The sequence below is a fragment of the Phyllobacterium sp. NPDC097923 genome, assembly GCF_044760925.1.
Lineage (GTDB): Bacteria > Pseudomonadota > Alphaproteobacteria > Rhizobiales > Rhizobiaceae > Phyllobacterium > Phyllobacterium calauticae.
Genome location: NZ_JBIWBL010000006.1, coordinates 1 through 22127 on the forward strand (window position 1 = coordinate 1; position 22127 = coordinate 22127).

At 57.7% G+C, this 22127-nt stretch carries 21 protein-coding genes; 10 read left to right on the forward strand and 11 right to left on the reverse strand.

Annotated features, from left to right (window positions below; all coding sequences use genetic code 11):
* Positions 1–465: 465 nt before the first annotated feature.
* From ACIQWS_RS21870 to ACIQWS_RS21880, 3 genes are all read right to left on the reverse strand, one after another.
* Complete coding sequence (locus ACIQWS_RS21870; protein ID WP_403184256.1) at positions 466–771, reverse strand: hypothetical protein; 306 nt, start codon at positions 769–771, stop codon at positions 466–468.
* Positions 772–1145: 374 nt separating this feature from the next.
* Positions 1146–2294, reverse strand: coding sequence for a galactonate dehydratase (dgoD, locus tag ACIQWS_RS21875; RefSeq protein WP_346305401.1), 1149 nt, complete (start codon positions 2292–2294; stop codon positions 1146–1148).
* Positions 2295–2308: 14 nt separating this feature from the next.
* Positions 2309–3067, reverse strand: coding sequence for a FadR/GntR family transcriptional regulator (locus ACIQWS_RS21880; RefSeq protein WP_346305400.1), 759 nt, complete (start codon positions 3065–3067; stop codon positions 2309–2311).
* Positions 3068–3245: 178 nt separating this feature from the next.
* On the opposite strand from ACIQWS_RS21880, the gene ACIQWS_RS21885 reads away from it, so the two are divergent.
* The 6 genes from ACIQWS_RS21885 to ACIQWS_RS21910 all read left to right on the forward strand — a co-directional run bounded on the left by ACIQWS_RS21885 (position 3246) and on the right by ACIQWS_RS21910 (position 10203).
* Positions 3246–4238, forward strand: a complete 993-nt coding sequence (locus ACIQWS_RS21885) for an arabinose ABC transporter substrate-binding protein (RefSeq protein ID WP_403184260.1) — start codon at positions 3246–3248, stop codon at positions 4236–4238.
* A 65-nt stretch (positions 4239–4303) separates the two neighbouring features.
* Complete coding sequence (gene araG / locus ACIQWS_RS21890; RefSeq protein ID WP_403184262.1) at positions 4304–5815, forward strand: L-arabinose ABC transporter ATP-binding protein AraG; 1512 nt, start codon at positions 4304–4306, stop codon at positions 5813–5815.
* A 10-nt stretch (positions 5816–5825) separates the two neighbouring features.
* Positions 5826–6776 (forward strand): L-arabinose ABC transporter permease AraH, encoded by a 951-nt coding sequence (gene araH / locus ACIQWS_RS21895; protein ID WP_346305398.1) that lies wholly within the window; start codon positions 5826–5828, stop codon positions 6774–6776.
* A 1-nt stretch (position 6777) separates the two neighbouring features.
* The gene (locus tag ACIQWS_RS21900; RefSeq protein WP_403184265.1) at positions 6778–7692 is read left to right on the forward strand and encodes an aldose 1-epimerase; all 915 of its coding nucleotides are present in this window, start codon (positions 6778–6780) and stop codon (positions 7690–7692) included.
* Entirely contained in the window at positions 7689–8471 is a 783-nt protein-coding gene (locus ACIQWS_RS21905) for an SDR family oxidoreductase (RefSeq protein WP_403184267.1), read from the forward strand. Before ACIQWS_RS21900 ends, ACIQWS_RS21905 begins: the two co-directional genes overlap by 4 nt.
* A gap of 19 nt (positions 8472–8490) precedes the next feature.
* Positions 8491–10203, forward strand: coding sequence for an IlvD/Edd family dehydratase (locus ACIQWS_RS21910; protein WP_403184269.1), 1713 nt, complete (start codon positions 8491–8493; stop codon positions 10201–10203).
* A 13-nt stretch (positions 10204–10216) separates the two neighbouring features.
* Here ACIQWS_RS21910 and ACIQWS_RS21915 read toward each other — a convergent pair whose 3' ends face one another.
* Entirely contained in the window at positions 10217–10903 is a 687-nt protein-coding gene (locus tag ACIQWS_RS21915; RefSeq protein ID WP_403184272.1) for a FadR/GntR family transcriptional regulator, read from the reverse strand.
* Positions 10904–11055: 152 nt separating this feature from the next.
* Here ACIQWS_RS21915 and ACIQWS_RS21920 point away from each other — a divergent pair, with 152 nt between their 5' ends.
* The 4 genes from ACIQWS_RS21920 (at position 11056) to ACIQWS_RS21935 (ending at position 15682) form a co-directional block, all read left to right on the forward strand.
* Complete coding sequence (locus tag ACIQWS_RS21920; protein WP_403184274.1) at positions 11056–12360, forward strand: MFS transporter; 1305 nt, start codon at positions 11056–11058, stop codon at positions 12358–12360.
* Positions 12357–13292 (forward strand): dihydrodipicolinate synthase family protein, encoded by a 936-nt coding sequence (locus ACIQWS_RS21925; RefSeq protein ID WP_346305072.1) that lies wholly within the window; start codon positions 12357–12359, stop codon positions 13290–13292. The genes ACIQWS_RS21920 and ACIQWS_RS21925 overlap by 4 nt, the downstream gene beginning before the upstream one ends.
* 42 nt (positions 13293–13334) lie before the next feature.
* Positions 13335–14633: an MFS transporter gene (locus ACIQWS_RS21930; RefSeq protein WP_403184277.1), complete on the forward strand. Its 1299-nt coding sequence runs from the start codon at positions 13335–13337 to the stop codon at positions 14631–14633.
* 278 nt (positions 14634–14911) lie between these two features.
* A complete protein-coding gene (locus tag ACIQWS_RS21935; RefSeq protein WP_403184279.1) occupies positions 14912–15682 on the forward strand; it encodes a pyrroline-5-carboxylate reductase in 771 nt (256 codons plus the stop codon).
* A gap of 82 nt (positions 15683–15764) precedes the next feature.
* Here the strand turns inward: ACIQWS_RS21935 and doeB are convergent, their stop codons facing one another.
* The 7 genes from doeB to ehuC are packed head-to-tail and all read right to left on the reverse strand — an operon-like array spanning position 15765 to position 22075.
* Positions 15765–16772 carry a N(2)-acetyl-L-2,4-diaminobutanoate deacetylase DoeB gene (gene doeB / locus ACIQWS_RS21940; RefSeq protein ID WP_346305069.1) on the reverse strand — a complete coding sequence of 336 codons (1008 nt, stop codon included), beginning with the start codon at positions 16770–16772 and terminating at the stop codon, positions 15765–15767.
* 5 nt (positions 16773–16777) lie between these two features.
* Complete coding sequence (gene doeA, locus ACIQWS_RS21945; protein ID WP_403184283.1) at positions 16778–17959, reverse strand: ectoine hydrolase DoeA; 1182 nt, start codon at positions 17957–17959, stop codon at positions 16778–16780.
* 23 nt (positions 17960–17982) lie between these two features.
* Positions 17983–18975, reverse strand: coding sequence for an ectoine utilization protein EutC (gene eutC, locus ACIQWS_RS21950; RefSeq protein WP_403184287.1), 993 nt, complete (start codon positions 18973–18975; stop codon positions 17983–17985).
* Positions 18963–19964 carry a hydroxyectoine utilization dehydratase EutB gene (eutB, locus tag ACIQWS_RS21955; RefSeq protein ID WP_403184289.1) on the reverse strand — a complete coding sequence of 334 codons (1002 nt, stop codon included), beginning with the start codon at positions 19962–19964 and terminating at the stop codon, positions 18963–18965. Before eutB ends, eutC begins: the two co-directional genes overlap by 13 nt.
* A 6-nt stretch (positions 19965–19970) precedes the next feature.
* Positions 19971–20750: an ectoine utilization protein EutA gene (gene eutA, locus ACIQWS_RS21960; protein ID WP_346305065.1), complete on the reverse strand. Its 780-nt coding sequence runs from the start codon at positions 20748–20750 to the stop codon at positions 19971–19973.
* Position 20751: 1 nt separating this feature from the next.
* Positions 20752–21414 carry an ectoine/hydroxyectoine ABC transporter permease subunit EhuD gene (gene ehuD / locus ACIQWS_RS21965; protein ID WP_403184291.1) on the reverse strand — a complete coding sequence of 221 codons (663 nt, stop codon included), beginning with the start codon at positions 21412–21414 and terminating at the stop codon, positions 20752–20754.
* 1 nt (position 21415) lies between these two features.
* Entirely contained in the window at positions 21416–22075 is a 660-nt protein-coding gene (gene ehuC / locus ACIQWS_RS21970) for an ectoine/hydroxyectoine ABC transporter permease subunit EhuC (RefSeq protein ID WP_223615332.1), read from the reverse strand.
* Between the last annotated feature and the right edge of the window lie 52 nt (positions 22076–22127).

Below are 22127 nucleotides of genomic sequence, written 5' to 3' on the forward strand. Positions count from 1 at the left end.
TTTCGCGGCCGAAACCACCCGGAAAAACCCCAGCAAATCCAGTATGTACAAACGCGTAAGTCACAAGAAAACGAACAGTTGTATATGCCGATAAGAGGAAAACACCGGCGAGTGCGCGGGTGACGGGACAAAGCGGAGAGGGCAGGGGACACCGGAAAACCCAATTAAAGCAATGCTGTACAGCGAAGCAAATGCAGGAAAATGGCGTATAGTGAGACGATGGACGGCCGCAGAGCGAAATGAGCCTTATAACGCAGCCCCATCAGGCGCATATCGCATTCGGCATCATGGTTAAGAAAAGATTATCAGTCCATGCTGCCGAAGCTATCTTCGCAATGGGTGCGCGGTAATGGAATAAAGTTAATAAAAACAATGAACATTAGACTGTAGCGAGTATAATAGCAGATGACTCAACAGGATTTTGAGAGTCCATATTGAGTCCTCCCAACATATCGGCGCGAGCTGCTAAATCCCTGTCCCGTCGAGCTCTCGCGCGTCGTCGCCTTCCCATGGTGACGGCATGGAGCTGCCATCGAGATTAGCAGTGGGCATTGGCATCCAGCATTTCAATTCCGGCTCGGCATATTCGACGAGGCGGCCAGGCGAGGAATCGGAAGCACGCCAGCCTTCTGAGCCGAACTGATCACCCTTCGACCAATAGGCAAGGTCGACTTCTGCCTGCCCCTGTTCGGATGGGCGAATCGTGACGAGAATCCGCCGGCCATCTCTCGGCGCGGCTGCCATGTGACGCCATCGGTCAGGCTCATTCATCATTTTTCCTCCTGCCTTGCGGTGGATTGCAAGTGTTGCCTCGCCATCAAAAACGGTCAACTCAAATTATTTGACAGCCTGCATGCGCATTCCGCTGCAAGCCACCGCTTGATAACAAGTGCGCGGCGCGCTGGGAGATCGCTCAAGAGCGAGCGACGACCGATCTGAGAATGCCGAGCAAAGACATCAGACGTTTGTTTCCGCTGCGACCACACCAAAACCGAGGGTCTTTATATGGGATATGTCTCGTCGAAATTTCAGTTGCGGGTAAGAATGCGCGCCCTTTGATTGAACCGTTCGAGCAATTTAGGACTGACCTGAATCGCTCAGCGATGGATCGCAGAATGATCGATCAAAATGACGGCCCATGAACATCACCATTCAGCAAAGGAGCCGTCCTTGTGCCGCCAGATCGGGTTGCGCCAGCGGTGTCCTTCCTTGGCGCGTTCGATGACGTATTCCTCGTTGATTTCAATGCCGAGGCCCGGACCTTCCGGAATTGCCACAAAACCATCCTCGTAGTGAAAGACGGATTTGTCCTTGGCGTAGTCGAGCAAATCATTGGTACTGTTATAGTGGATACCGAGGCTTTGTTCCTGGATGAAGGCGTTGTAACTGACAGCATCAAGCTGCAGGCAAGCTGCCAGCGCAATCGGGCCAAGCGGGCAATGGGGTGCCAGCGCCACGTCGTAGGCTTCGGCCATGGCTGCGATCTTGCGGCATTCCGTAATGCCGCCCGCGTGAGACAGGTCGGGCTGGATGATATCAACGGCCCCTTGCTCAAGAACGCTCTTGAAATCCCAGCGGCTATAAAGGCGCTCGCCCAGCGCAATCGGCGCTGATGAAAAAGCGGCAATTTCCTTGAGCGCCTCACGGTTCTCGCTCAGCACCGGTTCTTCGATGAACATCAGGCGATAGGGATCGAGTTCCTTGACCAGGGCCCGTGCCATCGGCCGGTGAACACGGCCGTGAAAATCGACGGCAATGCCGATGTTCGGTCCGACTGCCTGGCGAACAGTCGCGACACGCTCGATGACGGCATCGATCTTGTCGTGGCTGTCCACGATCTGCAATTCTTCCGTGCCGTTCATTTTGAGTGCGGTGAAGCCGCGGCTGGTGACGTCAAGGGCGCCGGCGGCGATGTCAGCCGGCCGGTCACCGCCGATCCAGGAATATACCTTGATCCGGTCGCGGAGTTTGCCGCCGAGAAGCGCATGGACAGGCACGCCTAGTGCTTTGCCCTTGATGTCCCAAAGCGCCTGATCGACACCGGCGATCGCACTCATCAGGATGGGGCCGCCGCGATAGAAGGCGCCGCGATACATCACCGTCCAGTGATCCTCGATCAGACGCGGATCCTTGCCGATCAGATAATCGGCAAGTTCGGTGATCGCGGTTTCAACCGTGTGCGCCCGGCCTTCGACAACGGGTTCGCCCCAGCCGCTGACACCCTCGTCGGTTTCAATTTTCAGAAAGAGCCAGCGCGGGGGAACAATGAATGTCTTGAGTGCGGTGATTTTCATCGTCTGTCTGACCTTTAAACGGTTTTGCCTGCATTGAGAGATTTTGCCGCGGCAAGATCGCGTGCGGCGAGGTCCAGGATGTCACTGGCAGCCTTGCGTGCAGCGGCAGCGTCGCGCATCCGCAATGCTTCGACCATGGCGCGGTGCGCCTTGATCGCTTCGCTTCTCTGATCGTTGGAAGTGGTGGCGGTGGTTTCGAGAACGAATTTCAGTGCCGCGTCGATCAGTCCGCCAATCTGACGGAACACCGGGTTGTGGCTCGCCGCATACAGGATCTGGTGGAATGCTATGTCTGACCGCGAGAACTGTTCCACGTCGTTCGCAGCGTCGGCCATGCCCTGCCAGGCAAGTTCGAGATCGGCGATTTCCTGCAGCGTTGCCCGGCTCGCTGCAAGTTCAGCAACCAGCGGTTCTATGGCGCGGCGTGTTTCAAGGATGGCGTCAAACAGGCGGTCGTCCAGGAGGTGCGGCGCATGCCATTCCAGCACCTGGGGGTCGATGATGTTCCAGTTATCCGGATCACATACGGTTGTACCGATGCGCGGACGGCTGCTGACCAGCCCCTTGGCGGCCAAAACCTTCAGCGCCTCCCGGATAACCGTCCGGCTAACGCCATAGGCGTCGCCGAGATCGCTTTCCCGTGGCAAAAGGCTGCCGCTTGGATAACGGCCGGCAAATATGTCACGCGCAAGCGTGCGCACCACGTCCGGCATCACGCGGGGGCGGCGTGTTTTCTGCGCGCCTGCAATTGACGGATCAGTGGCTTGGCTCATCATTTCTTCCCCTCTGTGACGCGACGGCGTCACAGCCTTATCGATCATCGTGTCGAGAATTCCAATCCCTCGAGCAATAGACTATTTATCATACCAGAGCAATTGACGAGTATGATAAAAATGATTAATTGTACCATCACGATCGGAAAACGGGATCGTGCTTTTGGGAGGAATGACAATGAATTTAATCAAGACGGCGATTCTCGCCGGCGCACTCGCAACGATGTCTGTCGTGTCCATGGTTCCTGCCAGTGCGCAGGATGCCAAAATCGGATTTATCGTGAAACAGCCGGAGGAACCCTGGTTCCAGGATGAATGGAAATTTGCCGACCAGGCAGCCAAGGAGAAGGGATTTACTCTCGTCAAGATTGGCGCTGAGGATGGCGAGAAGCTGATGTCGGCAATCGACAATCTTGGCGCGCAAGGCGCTCAGGGCTTTGTCGTCTGCACGCCCGATGTGAAGCTCGGACCGGGCATTGTGGCCAAGGCGGCTGCGAACAATCTCAAGATGATGACGGTCGATGACCGTTTGGTCGATGCTGCCGGCAAACCGCTTGAGGAGGTGCCGCATATGGGCATTTCCGCCACCAAGATCGGCGAAGCCGTCGGGCAGGGCATCGTTGACGAGATGAAGGCGCGCGGCTGGAAGCCGGAGGAAGTGGGAGCCATTCGCGTTTCCTACGATCAGCTGCCGACGGCCGTTGACCGTGTCGAGGGTGCCATTTCGGTGCTGAAGGCAAACGGCTTCAAGGCTGAGAACATCTTTCCGGCCCCGCAGGCAAAGACGGATACCGAAGCTGCTCTGAATGCTGCAACCGTGGTGTTGAATGCGCATGCCGGTATCAAGAAGTGGGTCGCTTTCGGCCTCAATGACGAGGCGGTGCTCGGCGCTGTGCGCGCGACGGAGAGTGTTGGCATTCCGGCAGACGGTGTGATCGGCGTCGGCATCGGCGGCGCTGACTCGGCGATCAACGAGTTCAAGAAGCCGACCGCGACCGGTTTTGTCGGGACTGTTATCATTTCCCCCAAGCGTCACGGCTATGAGACTGCCACCAACATGTATGAGTGGGTGGCGAATGGCAAGCAGCCGGAAAAGCTTACCCTGACATCGGGCGCTCTCGCCAAGCGGGACACCTTCCAGCAGGTGCGCAAGGAACTCGGTATCGAGTAATCCTCGCCGTATATTGAAATCCCTGGCGGCGGTTTGTTCCGCCGCCAAGCTGGAGGGGAAGCCACGTGTCGTTTTTACAGTTCTCAAATCTTACGAAGACCTATCCCGGCGTGAAAGCGCTGTCCGGCATCAGTTTCGATGTACGCAAAGGTGCCGTGCATGGATTGATGGGTGAGAACGGTGCCGGTAAATCAACCCTCATCCGAATTCTGTCCGGAGATCAGCATGCGAACGAGGGCGAAATACGCATTGACGGTGATGTTCAGGCGTATGGCTCTTCAAGAGACGCCTTCGAACATGGTGTGATCGTTATCCACCAGGAGCTGCAGCTCGTGCCCGAGTTGACCGTGGCGGAAAACCTGTATCTTGGCCGTTTTCCGGCAAAGGCGGGTGTAGTTGCTTCCGCAAAAATGTTCGCCGATGTCACTGAAAAACTGAAGAATGCTGGGATCGATATCGATCCGCGCCAGAAGGTAAAGACGCTGTCCATCGGTGAACGGCAGATGGTGGAAATCGCCAAGGCAGTGATGCTCGATGCACGGGTGATTGCTCTTGATGAGCCAACCTCGTCGCTTTCTTCCCGCGAAAGTGAAATTCTTTTCGCACTGATTGACCGCTTGCGGGCCGAAGGCAAGGTTATCCTCTATGTTTCACATCGGCTGGATGAGGTTTTCAGGCTTTGCGACAGTTTGACGGTTTTGCGCGATGGCAAGCTCGCAGCACATCATGAGACGTTGCAAGGCGTAACGCGTGATCAGATCGTAGCCGAAATGGTCGGGCGGGAAATCAACGATATCTGGGGCTGGCGCGGCCGTGAGGCAGGTGCCGTGCGTCTGAAGGTGGAGAATGTTTCCGGAGAACGCCTGCCGGAGCCTGCGAGCTTTGATGTGCGCGCCGGCGAGATTGTCGGCTTCTTCGGCCTTATCGGCGCGGGCCGTTCCGAACTGATGCGACTGGTCTTCGGGGCCGATCCGCAGTTTTCCGGTGCAACCTCGATCGATGGTGCCCAGGTGAAAGCCGGGAGTCCGCGTCAGGCGATCCGGTCGGGGATTGTTCTGTGTTCTGAGGACCGCAAACATGACGGTATTCTTCAGGGACGCTCGATCGAAGAAAACATCAATGTTTCCTCGCGCCGCCATTACAGTCCATACGGATTGCTCGACCGGAAGAGGGAGGTGGAGGTTGCGGAAACCTTCATCAAGCGCCTGAAGGTACGCACCCCGTCGCGCAAGCAGGACATCGTCAACCTCTCCGGCGGCAATCAGCAGAAAGTCATATTGGGCCGCTGGCTGGCCGAGCAGGGTGTGAAGATCCTGATCGTCGATGAACCGACGCGTGGCATCGATGTTGGCGCCAAGTCCGAAATCTACGAGATTCTCTACGAACTTGCCGAAAGCGGGATGGGCATCGTCGTAGTTTCGAGCGAACTGCCCGAGGTGATGGGTATCTGCGACCGTATCCTCGTCATGTGCGCCGGGAAAATCGCGGCCGGGTTGAACCGTGACCAGTTTGAAGAAAATGCGATCCTGGCAGCGGCGCTTCCGGACGTGAAGCAGCCAACAGAAATTGCGTATTGAGGACACAGGCATGACCAATCAGTTGAAGAAGATTTTGCTGGGGGACCAGGGCATCGTCCTGATTTTCATCGTGGCCTTCACGATCGTTGCATTGCTGGTTCCCAATTTCCTGACCGAACGCAATATGCTTGGCCTGCTGCAGTCGGTGGTTACGGTGGGGATTGTCGCCTGCACCATGATGTTTTGTCTCGCAGCGCGGGACTTCGATCTGTCGGTCGGCTCGACGGCCGCTTTCACCGGGATGGTGGCTGTCATGGCGTCGAACACCACCGGATCAATACTGGTCGGGATCGGTGCAGCACTTCTGTGCGGTGCGTTCGTCGGGTTCGTCAACGGCTTCGTCATTGCAAAGTTCAGGATCAACGCGCTCATCACCACACTGGCGACCATGCAGATTGTGCGTGGCCTTGCCCTGATATCGTCGGATGGGCGCGCCATAGGCATCAATGATCCGGGTTTCTATCAGTTGGCGCTCTCGAAATTGTTCGGTATCCCGACCCCGGTCTGGATACTTGCTGGCCTCTTCGTGGTCTTTGGCTTTGTCTTGAACCGCACGGTCTTCGGCAAGAATACCTTGGCCATTGGCGGCAATCCGGAGGCGTCGCGCCTTGCCGGCGTCAATGTCGACAAGACCAGAATCTGGATTTTTGCCTTGCAAGGTGTGGTCTGTGCCGTGGCGGGGATATTGCTCGCGTCCCGTATTACATCAGGTCAACCGAATGCGGCCGTCGGCCTTGAACTTTCAGTCATATCCGCCTGTGTTCTCGGCGGCGTATCGCTTGCGGGCGGACGAGCCACGATGGCGGGTGTCATTGTGGGCGTGATGATCATGGGCATTGCGGAGAACGTCATGAACCTCATGAACATTCCCGCCTTTTATCAATATATCGTGCGCGGCCTCATCCTGCTCTTGGCGGTGATGCTTGACAATCTGCGGTCCAGCGCGTTCATCAGGCGATAAAATGCTATCCGGGGAACAGTCAGTTCCAGCAGATTTTCTGGTCCTGCACAATGCGTATATGACTGTCCGCGTCGCCTCAAAGGGCGGTGCGGTGGTGGACGGCAAGACGTCGGATGGCCGTTTCTTCCTGCGCCCCTACGCCGGAACGGAGCAGGAATTCACAGTGCAGCGAGCGGCATGTTTTCCGCTTGTTCCAATCGGCAACCGGGTTGCCGGCAACGGTTTCCACTTTGGCGGCAAGCGTCGATCATTCGTTCCCAATACGCAGGAAAGCCTTTATCTCCATGGAGACGGCTGGCTTGGCGACTGGAATGTGCTGGAGGCATCGGTTGAAGCGGTGACCATGGAATTCAGCAGGGAGGCGGATGAAAATTCCCCTTATGCTTACACGGCAACGCAAACAATCCGGCTCGCGGGCGCCACGCTTGACATGCAGCTTTCCATAACCAATAGCGGCGACGAGACACTGCCGTTCGGTATTGGATTTCATCCCTTTTTTCCGCGAACGCCCAAAACGGCCTTGAAGGCATCGGCAGTCCGTTGGTGGACGGAAGCGCCATCGCATCTTCCCCATACCCTTGAAGCGCCGCCTGAGGATATGGTTTTTGCACGTTCAACACCGCTACCGGATCGCTGGATCAACAATGCATTCGAGGGTTGGGACGGCAAGGCCACGATTGCATGGCCGGAGCACAATCTTTCTCTCAGAGCGGAAGCCACGGAAGTCTTCGCGCGGTTCATGCTCTTTGCGCCAGACACGGACCGGAGTTTCTTCTGCTTCGAGCCGATGAGCCATACGCCGAACGCGCTGGCCTCAGTCGAAGCCGATCCCATGGGGCTCGCATTGCTGGCTCCGGGGGAGGAAATCAGCGGCGGACTATCACTGACAATTCTTGATGGGAGTGAAGTGCCATGACGAACCGACTTGCCGGAAAAAGGATAGTCATCACAGGCGCCGCGCAGGGGATCGGCCTGGCAATCACCGAGGCGTGTCTGGCGGAAGGCGCCCGGCTTTTTCTCATCGATCGGGACCATGCATTGCTCGAAAGCGCGGTGGATGAATTGCGGGCAAGGTCAATTTCCGTTGGATTTGCCATAGCTGATATCAGCGATGCTGCGGCTGTTCTTGCCGCCGTCAATCAGGCTGCATCTGAAATCGGCGCGATCAACGCCCTGATTAACAATGCCGGCATCAACGTGTTCTCCACCCCTCTCGAAACTTCGGAAGAGCAGTGGAACCGCAACTTTGATGTCAATGTCAAAGGCGCGTGGAACTGCAGCAAGGCTGTACTGCCATCGATGCTGGAGCAGGGCGGCGGTGTCATCCTCAACATAGCCTCGACACACAGCTTTACGATCATACCGCAGACCTTTCCCTATCCGGTCGCCAAACATGCCCTGCTTGGCCTGACCAAATCGCTTGCACTCGAATATGCGGGCAAAGGCGTGCGGGTGAACGCGCTGGCACCCGGCTATGTGGAAACGCAGAAGGTGCTCGACTACTGGAACAGCTTTGAAGACCCGGCTGCAGCGCGCGCCAAGACACTCGCCCTTCATCCGGGCGGGCGCATCGCCTCCCCGCAGGAGATCGCGCAGGCGGCTGTGTTCATGATTTCCGATGAGTGCCCGTTCATGAACGCCGCCTGCCTTGTCGTGGACGGCGGTCTCAGCCAGCAGCAACACCCGAACAATTAACAAAGACAGAGCATTTATCATGACGAAGAGACGATCCCAGCATTGGTTTGGCGGCAACGGCAAGGATGCTTTCATCCATCGCAGCTGGATGAAAAATGGCGGATTGCCGGACGATGCCTTTGATGGCCGTCCGGTGATCGGCATTTGCAATACATTTTCTGAATTCACGCCGTGCAATGCGCATTTCCGCGGTCTCGTCGAACATATCAAGGCGGGCGTGCTGGAGGCGGGCGGGTTGCCGCTGGAATTCCCCGTCTTCTCCTGCGGCGAATCCAATCTGCGGCCAACGGCGATGCTGTTTCGCAATCTGGCGTCGATGGACGTCGAGGAATCGATCCGGGGCAATCCCATGGACGGCGTGGTCCTCATGGCAGGCTGCGACAAGACCACGCCATCCCTGGTCATGGGCGCGGCATCCTGCGACCTGCCGTCCATCGTGATATCGGGCGGCCCCATGCTGAACGGCCGCTTCAAGGGAAAGCAGATCGGCTCGGGAACGGATGTGTGGAAATTCTCGGAGGATGTCCGGGCAGGCGTCATGAGCGAACAGGAGTTTGCCAATGCTGAAAGTGCCATGTCCCGGTCGCCGGGACATTGCATGACCATGGGCACCGCGTCGACGATGGCATCGATGGTTGAGGCATTGGGAATTGCCCTGCCGGGAAATGCCGCCTATCCGGCGGTCGATGCGCATCGCGCACGCCTTGCCCGAATGACCGGGCGCCGCATCGTTGAGATGGTGCATGAAGATCTGCGGCTTTCGGCGATCTTGAAGCGTGAGGCCTTTGCCAATGCCATCCGGATAAACGGGGCTATCGGAGGTTCGACCAATGCCGTCGTTCATCTGCTGGCCATTGCCGGACGGATCGGTTGCGAATTGTCACTAGACGATTGGGACAGGTTCGGGCGCGACATTCCCACCATCCTTGATCTCATGCCATCGGGGCGTTTCCTGATGGAGGACTTCTGTTACGCAGGCGGGCTTCCGGCCGTCATGAAAGAGATAGCTGCCCTGATCGAGCTTGATGCAATGACAGTCACCGGCAAAACCGTGGGCGAAAACATTGCCCAGGCGGAGAATTTCGATCCGGAAGTTATCCGTCCGACGGAAAAAGCCTTGACGGCGCAAGGCGGTATAGCTGTGTTGCGCGGCAATCTTGCACCCTCGGGCGCGATCATAAAGCCCTCCGCTGCATCGTCTGAACTCATGCGCCATCGCGGGCGTGCCGTGGTTTTTGAAGACATCGACCATTACAAGGCCGTCATTGACGATCCGGCGCTCGATATTGACGAAACCTGCATCATGGTACTGAAGAATTGCGGCCCCAAGGGGTATCCCGGAATGGCCGAGGTTGGCAACATGGCTCTGCCGCAGAAGCTGCTGCAGAAGGGCGTGCGCGACATGGTGCGTATCTCCGATGCCCGTATGTCAGGGACGGCTTTCGGAACGGTCGTCCTCCACGTCGCACCGGAAGCTGCCGTCGGCGGTCCGCTGGCCCTGGTGCGCAACGGCGACTTCATCGAACTCGACGTCGAAGCGCGCAAACTTCATCTGGACGTGTCTGACGCTGAGCTGGAATTGCGCCGCCAGTCCTGGCAGGCTTCTGTCCCAGCAATGGAAGGCGGGTACCAGCATCTTTATACAGAGCGTGTTCTGCAGGCTGACCGCGGGGCTGACCTTGATTTCCTGGTGGGGTGTCGCGGTGCCGGGATACCGCGTGAGAGCCATTGAAGCTTCGCTCGCTTCAACCGACGGACTGCAGAAACCCGGTGGTATGCTGCAGGACCTTCTCCATATTGGCGCGTGCGGCTTCGGGGTCGCCGCGCGCTATCGCATCGGCAACCTCGCCGTGATTGTCGAGGTTGTGGGTGAATGTGCCAACCGTATGGGGAAAAATGGCGTCCAGAATGGACTCGATCGTCTGGCGCAGGCTCTGCAGGACAGGGTTGTGCGTGGCGTCCAGAATAGCAAGATGGAACTGCTTGTCGGCGAGTATAGCCTCCTGCGGTGATGCGTGGCCTGTCTTCATCCGTTCATAGGCCGCGACGATCTCCGCACGCTGTTTATGCGTTGCCCGCAAAGCGGCAAGAGCTGCAGCGCCAGGCTCAATGATCTGGCGCGCCTCGGCGAATGCCAGAAGATCGCTCTTGGCGGCCTTGCCGTTTGCCAGCCAGCTGATGAGCTCACCATCCATCCACATCCACTGCTCACGCGGATTGACGTGGGTTCCATGTCGTTGGCGCACGGTCACAAGGCCTTTGGCCGAAAGAATTTTGGTGGCTTCGCGAATGACGGTACGGCTGACCTCGTATTCTTGCTCAAGCACCGTTTCCGAGGGCAGGAGTGCCCCAGGCGCAAACTCGCCGGTTGCGATGCGGGCTCCGAGTGCTGCCACTACAATCCGGGTTCGGTTCGGCTTCCGGATTCTCATGGCTTTTACCTCATCGACCAATTGTTGTGTGCTTCATCACCCATACACAATCGGGGTGGAACTCCAAAAAAGTTTCTTGCCTATCAAACATCATATGTTAAACGTATGATGTTTGATAGGCCGCTTGGGAGAGCGGCTCTGGGGAGGAATAAATGACTGCTTACAACACGTCCGACGCGATCAGGCGCGTCAACCGACGCATTTTGCCCTTTGTGATGCTGCTTTATCTGGTCGCTTATATCGACCGGTCAAACATCTCCGTAGCGGCATTGGGGATGAACGCGGAGTTGCAACTGACAGAGCGCATGTACGGGATTGCGGCTGGCCTGTTTTTTGCCACCTACATTGTCTTCGAAATTCCCAGCAATATCGCGCTGACGCGATTTGGCGCACGCCGGTGGATCGCCCGCATCATGGTGACATGGGGAATCATTGCTGCAGGCATGGCGCTGGTGACGAGCGCTTACCAGCTTTACGGCATGCGTCTTCTGCTGGGCGCAGCGGAAGCCGGGTTTACACCGGGGATCATCTACTATCTTGCCAGATGGTATCCATCGAGGGATCGCGCCCATGCCATGTCGTTCTTCTATATCGGCGCTGCTCTTGCTTCCGTTATCGGCTTGCCTCTTTCAGGATTGCTGTTGAATGCCCACGGTGTACTGGGTGTTTCGGGCTGGCGGTGGGTTTTCCTCATCGAAGGCGTACCGGCCATCCTGTTGGGTTTCCTGGTCCTCAGGTTCCTGCCGGACCGGCCCGCCGATGCACGCTGGCTGACGCCGGAGCAGCAGAGCGGTCTGGAACAGGCGATCCAGAGCGAACAGGCGGCGGTTGTATCGCACAAGACCTCGTGGGTTGCAGCGTTTGCTGATATGCACATCTGGTTGCTGGCGGTGTTCTGGCTGCTGCAGGCCTTCGGCACAATCGGGTTGACGCTTTTCATGCCTTTGATCGTCAAAGATCTGTCGGGCAGCAACAATCTGATCGTCAGCCTGCTTTCAGCAGTGCCATTCGTTGCAGCCTGTATTTTCATGTTTCTCAATGGCCGGCATTCCGATGCGACTGGCGAAAGAGCTCTGCATCTCGGCCTTCCCCTTCTCGCATCAGGCGTTGCGATCATCGCGGCAGTCTTTTCCGGTGACAGCTATGTCCGCTACGCCTTGCTCGTTCTTTCCGTTGGACTGAACTGGGCGGTCATTCCGATATTCTGGGCTGTCACCACGGAATATGTATCCGGCGTTGCCGCTGCTGTCTCCATCGCTTTGATCAACGCCCTTGCGAATGTTGCCGGTCTTGCACTGCCACCGGTTATCGGCAGCATCCGGCAGGCAACAGGCAACTATAATGTGGCCTTGGGCCTTGTTGCTGCTGCGCTTGTCATCGGCGGGATATTGGGCATTGCCCTTGCACGCCGTGCTCGTTCCAATCTGCCATTGCCTATTCTGGGGAAACAATTTTGAACGCTACATCCAATGATTTTTCCGGCATCCACGCCATTTTATACGCCTTCTTCGACCGGGACGAAAAACTCGATCGCCAAGCCATGCGCAAGCAGACCGAGATCGCCATTTCGACCGGCGTGCAGGGTATCGCTGCGCTTGGGCTCGCGACGGAAGTCGCCAAATTGACCGAACATGAGAGGCGGACGGTCATGGATTGGCTGGCCGAGGACAATGCCGGACGCCTGCCGCTGGCCTTTACCATCTTCGGCACGTCTGTTGCCGAACAGATCGCGCAGGTCCGCCATGCCGAACGGGTGGGGGCGAACTGGGTTATCCTCCAGCCGCCCATTGCCGGAAGCTTCAATGCACAGGAATACATAGCCTTTTTCGGAAGGGTGGCCGATGCCACGTCATTACCCGTCGCTATACAGAATGCGCCGGCATTTCTGGGCCGCGGCCTCGGGGCAGCGGATATGACGGCTCTTACCACCCGTCACCCCAATATCCGCCTGCTGAAAGCCGAGGCATCTGCTGTCGATGTCGAAACCCTCATTCAGGCGATAGGGAGCAGCGTTCCCGTGTTCAATGGCCGCGGCGGACTTGAATTGATCGATGGGCTCAATGGCGGCTGCGCCGGCTACATCCTTGCGCCGGACATCATCGATTATGCCGTACGGGCCTATAAGGATTACAGGTCCGGCAATCTGGCATCGGCGGAAGATACCTATGCGCAGATGCTGCCCGCCGTGGCGTTTGTCATGCAGGGAATCGAACATCTGATGTGTTACGGCAAACGCCTCTTCGCCGCACGGGCTGGGATCGAGGTTTTCGATCGAGCTCCGGCGATGCGCCCGACCGCCTTCGGTGAGCGGCTGGTGCAGCTTCATGCCCGGCGCCTCGGCCGGTTCGGACAAACACCAGTAACAGGCACCCAGCAACAGCCGGCCTGATGGATTCGGCTGCTTCACCCACAATGCCTTTTGGAGAATATCATGGTCGTAGAAAAACAGCTGATAAGCAAGATATCGTGGCGATTGATGCCATTCCTCGGCATCCTCTATCTGATCGCCTATATCGATCGGCAGAATGTCAGCTTTGCCAAACTGCAGATGGTCGATGCTCTCGGCATGAGCGAGTATGCCTATGGGCTTGGAGCGTCGCTGTTTTTTATCGGCTATTTCATCTTTGAAGTTCCAAGCAACCTGTTTCTGGAAAAATTCGGCGCGAGCCGATGGTTCGCCCGAATTCTCGTCTCGTGGGGCCTGGTGACCATAGCGCTGGCATTCACGCAGAGCGCTGGCATGTTTTACGTCCTTCGTTTTCTGCTGGGTGTGTGTGAGGCCGGCTTTTTCCCCGGCGTGCTTTATCTCATGACGCTGTGGTACCCAGCGCGTTATCGCGGCGCAATGGTCGGTCTCTTCATGATATTCAGCGCCGTGGCCAATGCGATCGGAGCGCCGCTTGGCGGATCGTTGTTGGCAATGGATGGCCTCCTTGGCCTCAAAGGCTGGGAATGGGTATTCCTTGTTACCGGCGTTCCCGCGGTGATTGCCGGGATCGTGACCTGGTTCTATCTGGACGACCGGCCGGAAAAGGCAACATTCCTGACAGCAGTGGAAAAGGATTGGCTGAAAAAGCGCATCGACGACGAGAATTCAAATCTTGGGACGGAAGGCGGCCATGCATTCAAGGCGCTCCTTGACCCGCGTGTCCTGCTCATGTCGGTATGTTTCATCGGCTTTCCGCTCTCGGCCTATGGTTTGAGCTATTGGTTGCCAACCGTTCTGAAAAGCTTCGGCATCGGCAATGTTGCCAACGGCTTTCTGAACATCATTCCCTGGGTGGTGGTGTCTGTGGCGCTTTATGTCGTGCCGCATATGGCAGCGCGGGCACGCTGGCAGACGCCCTACATCGTCATACCAGCCTTTTTTGGCGCGATCTGCCTGGTCTTGTCTGCCGTGATTTCCAATCAGACGCTGCAGTTTGCATTTCTTTGCCTTGCCGCCGGTGGAATATTCGCCGGGCAACCCGTGTTCTGGAGCATGCCCTCGCGGTTTCTCAGAGGCGCCGGCGCGGCAGCGGGGTTGGCCGCGATCAATTCGGTGGGCAATCTGGGCGGGTTCATTGCTCAAAACGTCGTGCCATGGATAAAGGATGCGACGGGCAGCACGATTGCACCGATGTTCTTTCTCGCGGCATGTTTGACGGTAGCGGGATGCCTTGTATTCATCGTCGAGCGGCTGATTTCTCGGGGTGAAGAGCAGTCTCAAGAAAGCGGGAAAATTTCGTGAAGCGGGTTCGGACTCTGGTTGGACTCTCACGGTTGGTCAACGAAGGTTGGAGACCGGTTCAGTCGACAGCGTCAACACATTAACTTCAGGCAGCCGCAGCACTGACAAACCAACAATTCCTGTTTTGCTTGGGGGCGATATGCTGTTGTCGTGGATGGATATGGATGTGGCTGGACCCACGTCCGGGAGACCATTAGTCTGTCAATGTTCGCCATAGCGGGTTTCATTTGATTGACCACTGTGGACGCGATAACGCAATGCGAATGAGGGGGAAGCTCATGAGACTGGGATTCATCGGATCCGGCGCGATAACTGAGGCGGTCGTGACTGGCCTGATGAAATCAAGATCCGATGTCGAAACCCTTGTTGTCTCGCCTCGCAGTTCAAGCGTCGCTGCCCGACTTGACGAAATGTTTCCGATCGTGCGCGTCGGAAAAGACAACCAGGATGTAGTTGACAGCACCGACATCGTGTTTCTTGCGGTAAGGCCGCAAATTGCCGAGGAAGTGATAGGCGAACTCAGATTTCGCAACGATCAACATGTGGTGAGCTTTATCGCCGCTATCCAAATCGAAGCGCTTGCCAGATGGATTGACGCGCCCGTCACGATTACCCGGGCAATTCCTCTTCCTTTCGTGGCTGATCTGCAGGGCGCCACAGCCATATATCCACCTCATGACCAGATAGCTGATCTGTTTTCTTCGTTGGGAACCGCAGTTCAGGCAAAAGATCTCAAGCAGTACGATCTTTTTGGCGCAGCGAGTGCGTTGATGGGTACATATTTCGGCCTGCTGGAAACAAGCGCCCGCTGGCTTGAAGCGGAAGGAATGTCCTACGACCAAGCGAGCACCTATTTGAGGCAGCTGTTTGGGGGCCTGTCCCATGCAACGGGCGCATCGGAGGCGCGATCGTTCGAGGCGATGGCGTCCGATTTTTCGACAAAGGGCGGTCTGAATGAGCAGGTCTTGACGGAGTTTACCGAGAACGGCGGCACAAAGGCTCTGACGCTAGCTCTTGAATCCGTACTCAAACGCATAGAGCAGCGATAATGTGTGCCGAACAGCTGTAATAGGCAAAGTGGCGTTGGAGCGCATAGGAATCACCGCAAAATGTGCCACGGTGGCAAGTCACCTATTCGGTGACTGCAATCACTGCGGCACAGTCCCCGGCATTGACCAGTCCGGGAAAATGCCGGGCGGCAAGAATCCCTGAAAGTTGGGCCTTGATCTCCGCTGGCGCTGCTCCGGTTCGGCCGATGGGATAGATACGGGCGATGACCTGACCCGCGGTGACCGGATCGCCCAGATCGGCCATCGTTTCGATCATGCCGGCATCTTCGGCGAACGAGAAACAGTCTGCCGAGGGCATGTCGATCCACCGTGTTTCATGCAGCTCGACATCACCGCTCAAAATACCCGTATGCCGGAGAAAATTGCTGACGCCGCGCTTGGCAATGCGGATTGTTTCGGCGCTGGCTGTGCCGCCCCCGCCAAGTTCGGTTGTAACGAAGGTCTTGCCCAGTTCTTCGACCGTGGTGTCGTACATGCCGACCGCATCGATCTCCAGCATCCGCATGGACCAGGGCGCCGAGAACGCTTTGACCGCATCGAAACCACGCGCTTCCTGGGCCTTGTCAGGCAGGACGTGAGCAGCGGCGAACGGCAGGAAATCGAGTGTCCTGCCGCCCGAATGAAAATCCAGAACCACATCGGCGCGAGGCAACAGCTCCCGCGTGAAATAGTCGGCGATCTTCTGCGTGACGGTCCCGTCGGGCCGCCCCGGGAAACTGCGGTTCATGTTGCCCTTGTCAATGGGTGAGGTGCGCGTCCCGGCCCGGAAGGCCGGATAGTTCATGGCGGGGACGATGATCACAGTGCCGTTGACCTCTTTCGGGTCGAGCGTGCGCGCCAGATCCAAGAGAGCGATTGGTCCTTCGTATTCGTCGCCGTGGTTTCCGCCGGTCAAAAGCGCTGTCGGACCTTTCCCATTGCGGATGACCGCAATGGGAATCATGACCGACCCCCAAGCGGAATCATCCCTGCTATAAGGCAGACGCAGGAAGCCATGCTGCACGCCGTCCCTGTCAAAATCGACGGTCGGCGTGATGGGGGATGGGGCTAGAAGATTAGCTGATGTCATGGGTATCAATTCTTCACAAAAAGCTGCCGGGGCACGTTGGCAAGACATTCGACGCCGGTGTCCGTGATCAGGATGCTTTCGGTGATCTCGAGACCCATGGTTTCAAGCCAGAGACCGGTCATGAAATGGAATGTCATACCCGGTTCCAGCACGGTTTTGTCCCCGGGGCGCAGGCTCATGGTGCGCTCGCCCCAATCCGGGGGATAGGAAATCCCGATGGGGTAGCCGGTGCGGTTGTCCTTGACGATGCCGTATTTCCTGAGCACGTCGAAAAAGGCATTGGCGATGTCTTCGCAGGTATTGCCGGGTTTGGCGGCGGCAAGCCCTGCTTCCATCCCCTCAAGCGTCGCCTTTTCCGCATCCAGAAATGCCTGGGTTGGTTTGCCCAGGAAAACCGTACGGGACAGCGGTACGTGATAGCGGTTGAAGCAACCGGCGATTTCGAAGAACGTGCCTTCGCCGTTCTTCATGGGCTGGTCATCCCAGGTCAGGTGAGGGGCAGATGCATCCGCTCCGGATGGAAGCAGCGGCACGATGGCCGGATAGTCGCCACCGAATGCATTGGTTCCGCGAATGCCGGCATCGTAGATTTCGGCAACGAGATCGCATTTGCGCATGCCGACTTCGACCTTGTCCACGATACGCTGGTGCATGAGTTCGACAATGCGGGCGGCCTTGCGCATATAGTCAAGCTCGGTCTTGCTTTTCACGGCGCGCTGCCAGTTGACGAGTGCGGTTCCATCGACAAACCGGGCATTGGGCAAATGTTTTTGCAGCGAGGCGAAGGCTGCTGCCGTGAACCAGTAATTGTCCATCTCGACGCCGATGGTCTTCTTGCTCCATCCGCGCTCGTCCAGAAGTTTTGACAGAAAATCCATCGGGTGACGTTCGGTGGATTGAACGTAGTGATCGGGATAGCCGACGATATTGTCGTGCTTGAGATAGGCGGTGCGCTTCGCGCCGTTCGCGTCCTGCCCGCGGCCGTACCAGATAGGTTCGCCTTCCGGTGGAACGATCACTGCCTGATGCACGTAAAACGACCAGCCGTCATAACCCGTCAGCCATGCCATGTTGGAGGGATCGCTGCAGATCAGTACGTCGATGCCCTTTTTCTCCATGGACTTGCGGGTTTTTGCCAGCCTCTGCGCAAACTCGTCGCGGCTGAACTTCAGATTGGGCTCGGTCATTCTGGTTTCCTCACTTTCCAATATCAACTTTCAAACGGCGTACCGGCACCGGCCCTTTGGGCACGGTCACGGGCAAGCGTGGCAATGGCGGTGTCTTGGACGCCGGTACCGGTCAGATCGGCAATGGTGATCGCATGGTCCGATTGCCGGCCGGCACTGGCGCTGGCAATGATGGCACCGAGTTCCGGAAAGGCCTGGTTCTCTGAAATAAGACCTGCGGCTATGGCGTGATGGAGTTCGCCCAGCCGCCGCGTCTGTTTCAGGCTGTCGGCCACATAGAGATCGGCAAACCGGATAATGGCCGGATCAATTTCGTTCTTGTGCTCGGCATCGGACCCCATTGCGGTCACATGCTGACCGGGTTCCAGCCACCCCGCCCGAAGCAATGGCTTCTCGGATGGCGTTGTCGTGACGATGATATGGCTCCCTGCGACGGCTTTCGACGGATCGCTTTCAACGGATATCCGGATGCCAAGCTCTGCCCGTATATTCGCTGCCGTCGCTTCGGCTTTTTGCGGATCACGCGCCCACAGGCGCGCTTCGCCAATGGGACGAACCAGTGTCAGTGCCTTGAGCTGCAGTTGTGCCTGCACACCCGCACCGAAGATCGTTGCAATGCTTGCGTCCTTGCGGGCGAGATATTTCGCTGCCACCGCTCCGGCAGCCGCCGTGCGGACATCCGTCAGATAGCCATTGTCAAGCAGCAAGGCTTCGACCAGTCCCGTCTTGCTGGAGAACAGCACCATCATGCCGTTGACGCTGGGAAGGCCAATCTGGGGATTGTTGAAAAAGCCGGGGCTGATCTTGATCGCAAAGGCATCGATACCGGGCACGTAGGCGGTTTTGACATCCACTTCGCCGCGATGTTCGGGGATGTCGAGCCGCAGGATCGGTGGCATGGCAACGGCCTTCGTAGCAAGGGCTTCAAAGGCAGCTTCGACGCATGCAACCGCATCCAGATCGAGAGAAACGATGCGGCGCAGTTCGGCTTCGGTGAGAATGGTCATGCGGGACATGGCATGGTCTCCCCTGCGTGATATCCGGCGACAATGCGGCGGTGCTGTTCCATGTCGATATTGCGGCCGGACAGCAGGGCGACCACCGGTCCCTGCAACCGGATCTTGCCCGCAAGAAGCGCTCCGATACCGACGGCCGCCGCGCCTTCGATTATTTCCCGCTCCTGCGTGTAGGCGTGGACGATGCCCGCCGCTATTTCTTCTTCAGAAAGCAGCACGACCTCATCGACGAGTGCGCGCACCATCCCGAAGGTTACGCTATTGCTGAGGCCGATGCCGCCGCCGAGGGAATCTGCCAGGCTTTGCTGTTCCACAACGCTGACGGGATGACCGGCTTTCAGGCTGGCGGCCATTGCCGCGCCGTTCTGCATGGAAATGCCGATGACCCTGGTTTCTGGCTTCAAGCCTTTGATTGCCGCAGCAATCCCGGCGATGAGCCCGCCGCCGGAAAGCGGGATGAGAACGGTTTCCGCGTCCGGCACGTCCTCGACGATCTCAAGTCCAATCGTTCCCTGACCGGCAACGATAGCCGGGTCGTCAAAGGGCGGAACCATGACGAGACCATCCCTTGCGACGATCTTCTCGACTTCCTCCTGGGCCTCATCCTGCGACGTGCCGACAATCCGGATTTCCGCGCCGAGCTTGCGGATCTCATCCACCTTGTTGCCAGGGACAAGGTTCGACATGCAGATGACGGAGCGAATGCTTTGCAGCCTTGAAGCATAGGCGAGGGCGCGGCCGTGATTGCCGGTTGACGCGGTGACAACACCGCGCTGTCTTCCATCCAGTGATAGGCTGTTCAAGGCGTTGAGGGCGCCCCGCAGCTTGAATGCTCCGGTTATCTGCCGCTGTTCCAGTTTGAGATGGACGGGCAGTCCCATTCGTTCGGTCAGGCTTGCCGAGTGAACCGTGGGGGTGCGCAGGATGTGCGGTGCAATCACGGCGCGGGCTGCCTCGATCTCGGTCAGGGTGACGAATGTTCGGGTCATGCTGACTTACCAGGCCGCCATGGGACGGGTCATCAACTGTCCCAGTTCCGGTCGTGGCTGATTTTCGCCGCACAGACGCAATGTTGCCCATGCCGTGGCGAGATTACTTGTGACAACGGGTTTGCCGATCACTGCTTCGATCTGCGGGGCGGCGATGGCGGCGCGCAATGCGGTGCAGGATATGAACAGGGCATCGCAATCCGGCGCCGTGGCTTCAGTTGCTGCGGCTATGAGCGATGCGGGCTTAATGCGTGCCATTTCCCGGTCGTCTTCAAGACCGAAACAGGTGAAGCGGGCAATATCGAAACTCTTGGCCTGGAAATAAGCCAGCATCGGGGTGCTTGTCTCGACTGTATAGGGCGTAAGCACACTGATCCGGCGGGCGCCGAAGGCATTGAGGCCCCGAACGGCGGCGAGCGGCGGAGTAATGACCGGCACGCCCGGCTTGGCGGCCTTGATCGCGGACTCGACCGCATCGTCGCCGATAACCACCGATGCGGAGGTGCAGGAATAGCAGATCGCGTCGAGATCCTCGTCGGGCAGGATCAATCCGGCGCCAACCGTCAGTCCGGGCTGCATGCGACGCAGATTTTCCGGTGTCGTCGGATTGGCATAGGGGATGCGCGCCGTATAGAGCCCGATCTTCGGGCTGGCGACCAAGCGCTGAAAGTCCGGTTCCGTCGTGTGATCCGTGGCCAGGATCACGAGACCGATGCGCTTGGCAATGGGGCGGTCATCGAAGTCAAGCGGCGTCATCGTCTGGGTGACCTTGATCGGAATACCCATGTCATCTCTCCTCGATCTGCCCATAGCGGCGTTCGAGCCAGCGCAGGGCAATGACGGACACAAGACTGATCACGAGGAAGAACGCGCCTACCAGCGTGATCGGTTCAATGTAGCGATAGTTGTAATTGGCGATGCTGCGCGCCTGGTTCATCAGCTCAAGCACCGTGATGGCGGAAAGCAACGGCGTTTCCTTGAACATGGCGATGAAGTAGTTGGCGAGTGCGGGGATCATCGGCGGAAGGGCTTGCGGCAGAATGATCCGGGTCCAGGTCTGGAACGCCGAGAGATTGCAGGCACGGGCAGCTTCCCACTGGCCGCGCGCCACGTTGTCAATGCCACCGCGATAGACCTCCGCCGTATAGGTGCCGTAATGCAGGCCAAGACCGATGACGCCGGCGACCAGCGGTGAAAGGGTAATGCCCACATCGGGCAGCACGTAGAAGATGAAATACAGCTGCACGAGCAACGGCGTGCCGCGGATGAAGTCGGCAAGAAAGCCAACCGGTTTCGAGACAAAGACATTCTTCGAGCGGCGCAGGATGGCCAAGCCGAGGCCGATAATGGCAGCAAGCACCGATCCCAGAAGGGTTGCCAGAACAGTGATCTTCACGCCCTCGATCATGGTCGGAAGAATTTCGACAACAAAGGCCCAATCCCACTCCATCTCAGGACCTCACACCGTCAAGGCCGCGGGTCAGATAACGCTCCAGTCCGCGGATCGAGGCGGAGATGACCGACGACATTAGGAAGTAGAGAACGAGAATGGTCAGGAACGGCATCAATGTGCTGCCTGTCTGCGCGCGCACGACCTGCGCCTGGAACGTCATGTCCGAAAGTGAAATCAGTGACACTACAGCGGAGGCCTTCAAAAGCTCGATCGCATTGTTGCCAAAAGTTGGCAGCATAAGCACGAAGGCCTGCGGCAGAATGATATGGCGCAAGCTCTGCCAGCGGCTGAAGTTCAGCGCAATGCACGCCTCATACTGTTCCCGGCCGATGGATTTGATCGCACCGCGTACGACTTCGGCGCCATAGGCTCCCACGTTGAGACCCAGCGCCAGAACACCGGCCTGCAGTGGTGTGAGCGAGAAGCCGAGCAGCGGCAGCACGAAATAGGCCCAGAAAAGCTGGACAAAGATGGATGTGCCGCGAAAGAATTCGATATAGGTGGTGGCCAATGCGCGCACAGCCCGGAAACGCGATATCCGGCCGAGCCCGGCGATAAAGGCCATGATCAGCGCAAGCACGGACCCCATCAGGGTCAGCTTGATCGTAACCAGCGCCCCTTCCAGAATCAGCTGTAAGTATCCGGCCCATTGGCCCATCGGTCATGCTCTCATTCGTGACGGAAATTGCGGTCGATCACTCCGGTTTCAA